General features: G+C 34.2%; 6 protein-coding genes. All 6 read right to left on the reverse strand.

The features are described 5' to 3' along the window. Positions 1 to 115: 115 nt before the first annotated feature. The 6 genes from der to BUC21_RS14030 all read right to left on the reverse strand — a co-directional run bounded on the left by der (position 116) and on the right by BUC21_RS14030 (position 5,597). Positions 116 to 1,429: a ribosome biogenesis GTPase Der gene (gene der / locus BUC21_RS14005; RefSeq protein WP_073403503.1), complete on the reverse strand. Its 1,314-nt coding sequence runs from the start codon at positions 1,427 to 1,429 to the stop codon at positions 116 to 118. Positions 1,430 to 1,468: 39 nt separating this feature from the next. Continuing rightward, positions 1,469 to 2,350 carry a GTPase Era gene (gene era, locus BUC21_RS14010; RefSeq protein WP_073403505.1) on the reverse strand — a complete coding sequence of 294 codons (882 nt, stop codon included), beginning with the start codon at positions 2,348 to 2,350 and terminating at the stop codon, positions 1,469 to 1,471. A 77-nt stretch (positions 2,351 to 2,427) separates the two neighbouring features. Then, positions 2,428 to 3,432 (reverse strand): beta-ketoacyl-ACP synthase III, encoded by a 1,005-nt coding sequence (locus tag BUC21_RS14015; protein WP_073403507.1) that lies wholly within the window; start codon positions 3,430 to 3,432, stop codon positions 2,428 to 2,430. Between the two features lie 87 nt (positions 3,433 to 3,519). Next, entirely contained in the window at positions 3,520 to 3,705 is a 186-nt protein-coding gene (rpmF, locus tag BUC21_RS14020) for a 50S ribosomal protein L32 (protein ID WP_073403522.1), read from the reverse strand. Positions 3,706 to 3,716: 11 nt separating this feature from the next. Further along, positions 3,717 to 4,295, reverse strand: a complete 579-nt coding sequence (locus BUC21_RS14025) for a YceD family protein (protein ID WP_073403524.1) — start codon at positions 4,293 to 4,295, stop codon at positions 3,717 to 3,719. Positions 4,296 to 4,451: 156 nt separating this feature from the next. After that, complete coding sequence (locus BUC21_RS14030; RefSeq protein WP_394332763.1) at positions 4,452 to 5,597, reverse strand: sensor histidine kinase; 1,146 nt, start codon at positions 5,595 to 5,597, stop codon at positions 4,452 to 4,454. Positions 5,598 to 6,000 lie beyond the last annotated feature (403 nt).

The raw sequence follows: 6,000 nt of genomic DNA on the forward strand, positions 1-6,000 counted from the left end.
TTTTAGTTATTGAAAACTCTGAAACCTAAATTTTCTTTTAGACAGCTCCTTTTCTTCAAACATATAAAAAGAATAGAGCCGCTAAAACTTTGTTTGCGGCTCTGTATTATCGTTTTTATTTCTGTCTAATAAATATATTTATCGGAGTTCCTGTCAAATTCCATTTTTCACGTAACTTATTCTCCAGGAATCTTTTATATGGGTCTTTTACATACTGTGGCAAATTAGCAAAGAATACAAAAGAAGGAACCTGAGTATTCGGCAATTGAGTCACATATTTTATCTTAATATATTTACCTTTTGTTGAAGGTGGTGGATAAGCCTCAATTAATGGAAGCATTTCTTCATTTAATCTTGCAGTAGAAATCTTAATAGATCTGTTTTCATAAACTTCTCTTGCAGCTTCAAGCACCTTAAATATGCGTTGTTTAGTAAGAGCTGAAGTAAAGATGATAGGAATATCAACAAAAGGAGCAAAACGATTTCGAATAGCATTTTCGAATTCCTTCATTACCTTATCTGTTTTATTCTCAACTAAATCCCACTTATTAACAACAACAACGATACCTTTTGCATTTTTCTGAATTACAGAAAATATATTTAGATCCTGGCTTTCAATACCTCTGGTAGCATCCAACATTAAAATACAAATATCAGATCCTTCAATAGCACGAATTGAACGTACTACCGAATAATATTCCAGGTCTTCATTAACCTTTCCTTTCTTTCTGATACCAGCAGTATCAACAAGATAAAAATCGAACCCGAATTTTTCGTAACGTGTATAGATAGAATCGCGGGTTGTTCCTGCTATTTCAGTTACAATATTTCTATCTTCACCGATAAATGCATTGATAATAGAAGATTTTCCTGCATTAGGACGACCTACTACTGCAAAACGAGGAATATCATCGTCCAAAATTTCCGATGTATCTTTCTTAAACTTACTAACCAAAACATCTAGCAAGTCTCCTGTTCCACTTCCTGATAAGGAAGATATACAATGAGGATCTCCTAAGCCTAGACTATAAAATTCAGGTGCATTATATTGAAGGTCACCATTGTCTGTCTTATTAGCGACTAAGATTACAGGACTTTTTGCACGACGAAGAATTTGTGCAACTTGTAAATCCAAATCGGTAACTCCATTCATTACATCTACAACGAAAAGAATTACATCAGCTTCATCAACAGCCAACAATACCTGTTTACGTATTTCTCCTTCAAAAATATCATCAGAGTTAACAACCCATCCTCCAGTATCAACAACAGAGAATTCTTGTCCTAGCCATTCCGATTTTCCATATTGACGGTCACGGGTGGTTCCTGCCTCGTCGTTAACAATAGCCTGACGCGTTTTGGTCAAGCGATTAAAAAGCGTAGATTTCCCAACGTTAGGACGACCTACAATTGCTACTAAATTTCCCATATTACAACTTTAATTTACGACTATCACAGTCGGTGAATACTAATCCAATTGGTAGCCAAAATTCTTTAGTTCTCTATCAGAACTTCTCCAGTCTTTATCAACCTTTACAAAAGTTTCCAAAAAAACAGATTTACCAAAGAATTTCTCCAATGAGCGGCGTGCTTCCGTAGCCACTTTTTTCAAGGCTTTACCTTGTTTGCCAATAATGATGCCCTTCTGGGAATCCCGTTCAACATAAATAACCGCATTGATGCGAATCAATTTTGGTTCTTCTTTAAATTGTTCTACTACTACTTCAACAGCATAAGGTATTTCTTTGTCATAATAGAGCAATATTTTTTCGCGAATAATTTCTGTAACAAAGAAACGGGCAGGTTTATCAGTCCATTGATCCTTATCAAAATAAGGAGGAGAATCAGGCAATAGCTCCTTTATTCTGCGCATCACATAATCTACATTAAATTTAGAGATAGCAGAAATAGGCACAATCTCAGCCTGAGGCAGTAATTCCTTCCACTCTTCAACAAGAGTTTCCAGTTTTTGCTGATCGATAAGATCTATTTTATTAATAAGGACTAATACTGGAAAAGACTGTTGACGAACTTTTTCAATAAATTCATTATGCTTGTCTCCTGTTTCAATTACATCTGTTACATAAAGCAGTACATCTGCATCAGATAATGCTGATGTTGAAAAATTCAGCATTGATTCCTGCAATTTATAGTTAGGCTTCAAAACACCCGGTGTGTCTGAAAACACAATCTGCATTTCATCAGTATTCAAAATACCCATGATGCGATGTCGAGTTGTTTGCGCTTTAAAGGTAGCAATAGAGATACGCTCTCCAACTAGTACATTCATCAATGTAGACTTTCCTACGTTAGGGTTACCCACAATGTTTACAAATCCTGCTTTATGCATATATTTTATATTATTGAAAGAGACAAAAAAACGCATCGAAAATGGGATGCGTTTTTTATATCAGATTATTTATATGTTTACTTTTCAGCTCCGTCATAACCCCATTTCACATAAACGGTTCCCCATGTGAAACCAGCTCCAAACGCCGTAAACAGCATATTGTCACCTTTCTTTAGTTTTTTCTCAAAATCCCAAAGACAAAGAGGTAATGTTGCAGCACTTGTATTTCCATATCGCTGAATATTTACGAGAACTTTCTCGATAGGAACTTCCAGGCGGTTAGCAACGGCATCGATAATACGCATATTTGCCTGATGAGGAACAACCCAATCAATATTATCTTTTGTCAGATTATTTTTTTCTGCAATATGAGCCGTTACATCAGACATATTAGATACTGCATACTTAAAGACAGTTCGTCCTTCCTGATACAGATAATGCATTTTATTATCAACAGTAAAATATGAAGGAGGACAAACTGAACCACCGGCTTTCATATGAAGGAAAGGAAGACCTTTACCATCTGTACGTAAGCAAGAGTCCATGATTCCATAATCTTCAGTAGTTGGTTCAACCATAACAGCAGCAGCGCCATCACCAAAAATTGGGCAAGTAGCTCTATCTGTATAGTTTACCATTGAAGACATCTTATCTGCTCCAACAATTATAATTTTCTTATATCTACCAGACTGAATAAATGCAGCAGCAGTTTCCATTAAATATAAGAAACCACTACAAGCAGCTTGAAGGTCAAAAGCAAATGCATTTTTCAACCCTAATTTATCACAAAGTATTGATGCTGTTGATGGGAAATGATAATCTGGAGTAGTTGTAGCAACAACAACTAAATCAATATCATCTGGATTAGAACCAGTTTTCTGCATTAATTGTTTTGCTGCTTTACGAGCCATATAAGAAGTACCTAATCCTTCTTCATTAAGAATACGACGTTCTTTGACCCCTATACGCGTCATAATCCATTCATCATTGGTATCTACCATCTTAGATATCTCTTCATTAGTCAAGATATAATCAGGTACATATCCTCCAACACCTGTGATTACTGCATTAATTTTTTCCATTAATTTAATTTTAATGTAATTATACCGCAAAATAAGCCTGGGAGTAATCTCCCTGGCTATATTTTAATAGTATAGAACTTTTTCTGCTTAGATAGCAGCTTCTTTTTCGATAGCAAGCTTGCCTCTGTAATAACCGCAAGCTCCACATACTGTATGATAAACATGCCATTCACCGCAATTTGGACAAATAGCCAATGTAGGAGCTACAGCTTTATCATGAGTTCTTCTCTTTGCAGTTCTCGTTTTTGATTGCTTTCTTTTAGGATGTGCCATTTTCTTAAACTTTAATTATTATCTAATATTTTTTTTAATTCATTCCATCTAGGATCAATAGAATCTTCTTCCACGTCCTCTATTTCCTCAGCAACTGAAGAATCTATTTCATCAATACCCTCTTCATCATCAGGTGTTGTTCGAAGATGCTTATTTAGTTTGCTTACCATGCCTTTATTACATTTACCAGGAGCATGAACATGTTTCATTGGAATAGCCAAAGCTATAAACTCGTACATAAACCAAGCCACGTTGATATATCCCTCATCTTCCGGAATAATAACCACATTGTTATTTTCCTCAGCATAGTCACTACCAAATTTGACAAACAGTTTATCTGTAGATGTTACAGGTACCTCCATATCATCAAGACAACGATCACAAGGAACTAATACAACTCCTTCTGTTTGGAATGCGAGTTCAAAGGTTCCCACAGCTCTTTTAACGATAAGACTAACATTGACTTTGCCTTTTTGAACTTCGGGTCCGTCAATATTTGCAAAGAATACATTATCAAGCACAAATTCAAATGAAGATGAATCTGCTTGCATTGCTTTTAAATCAACTTTATATTTATCGAACTTTCCCAAAACTAGTAATTTATAATTTTTGCAAAGGTACAAAAAAAGTGTAAACCAATCCTGTTTAATGCATAATTTTTACCTTAAGAACATGCCATTAAACACAATTCGGGCGACAAAGATACAAATAATAATCCTCATAATATATAAATGAGGGTTAAATCTTTATTTTTTCAGTTCAATTCTAAAAGTTGTACCTTTATTTATTTCAGAACGTTTTACATAAATCTTTCCATGATGGTATTCTTCAACAATTCTTTTAGCAAGAGATAAACCTAATCCCCAGCCACGTTTCTTTGTTGTATATCCTGGTTGAAAAACGGTTTTATATTTAGATTTTGGAATTCCTTTTCCTGTATCCGAGATATCTATCACAACCTTCTTTTCTGTATTAAAAATAGAAAATGTTACAATGCCTTGCCCCTCCATCGAATCAATGGCATTTTTGCATAAGTTTTCTATAACCCATTCAAAAAGTGGAGAATTTAGTTTAACCCAGATCGGTAGATCATCAATTTCTCTAACAAAGACAACTTTCCCAGAACATCTTTTTGAAAGATAATCTATAACATTATTAAGTATTGAAATCAGTTCACATGGATTAGGCTCGGGCATGGAGCCTATTTTTGAGAAGCGTTCAGCAATGAGTTGCAATCTATTTACATCATTATCCATTTCAGAAATCAAATTGTCATTTGCATATCTTGATTTCAATATTTCCACCCAGGCCATCAATGAAGATATGGGAGTGCCAAGCTGATGAGCCGTTTCTTTAGAAAGTCCAACCCAGACTTTGTTTTGTTCAGCCTTCTTAGAACTCAGCAGCGCAAAAATAGCAATTACAACAAAAACAAGAACAACTCCTAATTGAACATACGGATAAGTTGCAAGCCGTTTAAGCATTAATGAATCATCATAATAAATATCAATATAGTCAGTTTGTGCTTGCTTACCTATTTTCTCATCAGACTTTAGATATATCCTTATCTTATGATTACTATATCCAAAGCTATTAACCTTATCATGCAAGTATTTATCAGAATTTGAGGAAGGAACTGAAATGTTCCTATAGCTTTGTATTTCACCTTTTTTGCCTACTACAATTACAGGTATTGTATTATTTCCATTCAGCACCTTAAGTACCAAAGTTAAATCTGTAGTTTCATCTGCATTATTGAAAGTCTTCATGGCTTCAGACCAAACTTCCATTTTGTTTTTCTCCTCTGCCGACAAATCTTTAATTAATATATGAGAAATAACTAGTGATGAAAAAGCAATTATTATTGCAATCAACACTAGTACTATCTTCATTTGTTTTATTCTATCCCCAATTATCATTATTAAAAGATTTATTGAAATATAAAACGCAATATTACAAATTATATTTTAATGTGTAATGAATTTATCTGTGTGCGAGTATATTAAGAGCTAAATATAACCCAAAGAACGAATAGTAATGCAATTTATATAAGAACAAAGAAAATCATTTTGATGAGGAATATCTTAACTTATTTGAGTTTGTTTATCAAGCAAGGTTCAAGCAGATAAGAAAATTGATATTTGCATAAAAGCATCAACTGGCTTTTAGATCTGTTGAGATGATATAGATCAAAATCGTATATATACAAAAAAAGAGTCCCATTCATACTTCATGAACAGGACTCTTAGATAAAACGGCAGCTACCTACTCTCCCACTGTTACGCAGTACCATCG

Origin of the sequence: Bacteroides luti, assembly GCF_900128905.1 — a bacterium.
Lineage (GTDB): Bacteria > Bacteroidota > Bacteroidia > Bacteroidales > Bacteroidaceae > Bacteroides > Bacteroides luti.

Coding starts and splice junctions, on each gene's coding strand:
- der (WP_073403503.1), bottom strand. CDS start 1,429: ATGGGAAATTTAGTAGCAATTGTAGGTCGTCCTAACGTTGGGAAATCT.
- era (WP_073403505.1), bottom strand. CDS start 2,350: ATGCATAAAGCAGGATTTGTAAACATTGTGGGTAACCCTAACGTAGGA.
- BUC21_RS14015 (WP_073403507.1), bottom strand. CDS start 3,432: ATGGAAAAAATTAATGCAGTAATCACAGGTGTTGGAGGATATGTACCT.
- rpmF (WP_073403522.1), bottom strand. CDS start 3,705: ATGGCACATCCTAAAAGAAAGCAATCAAAAACGAGAACTGCAAAGAGA.
- BUC21_RS14030 (WP_394332763.1), bottom strand. CDS start 5,597: ATGAAGATAGTACTAGTGTTGATTGCAATAATAATTGCTTTTTCATCA.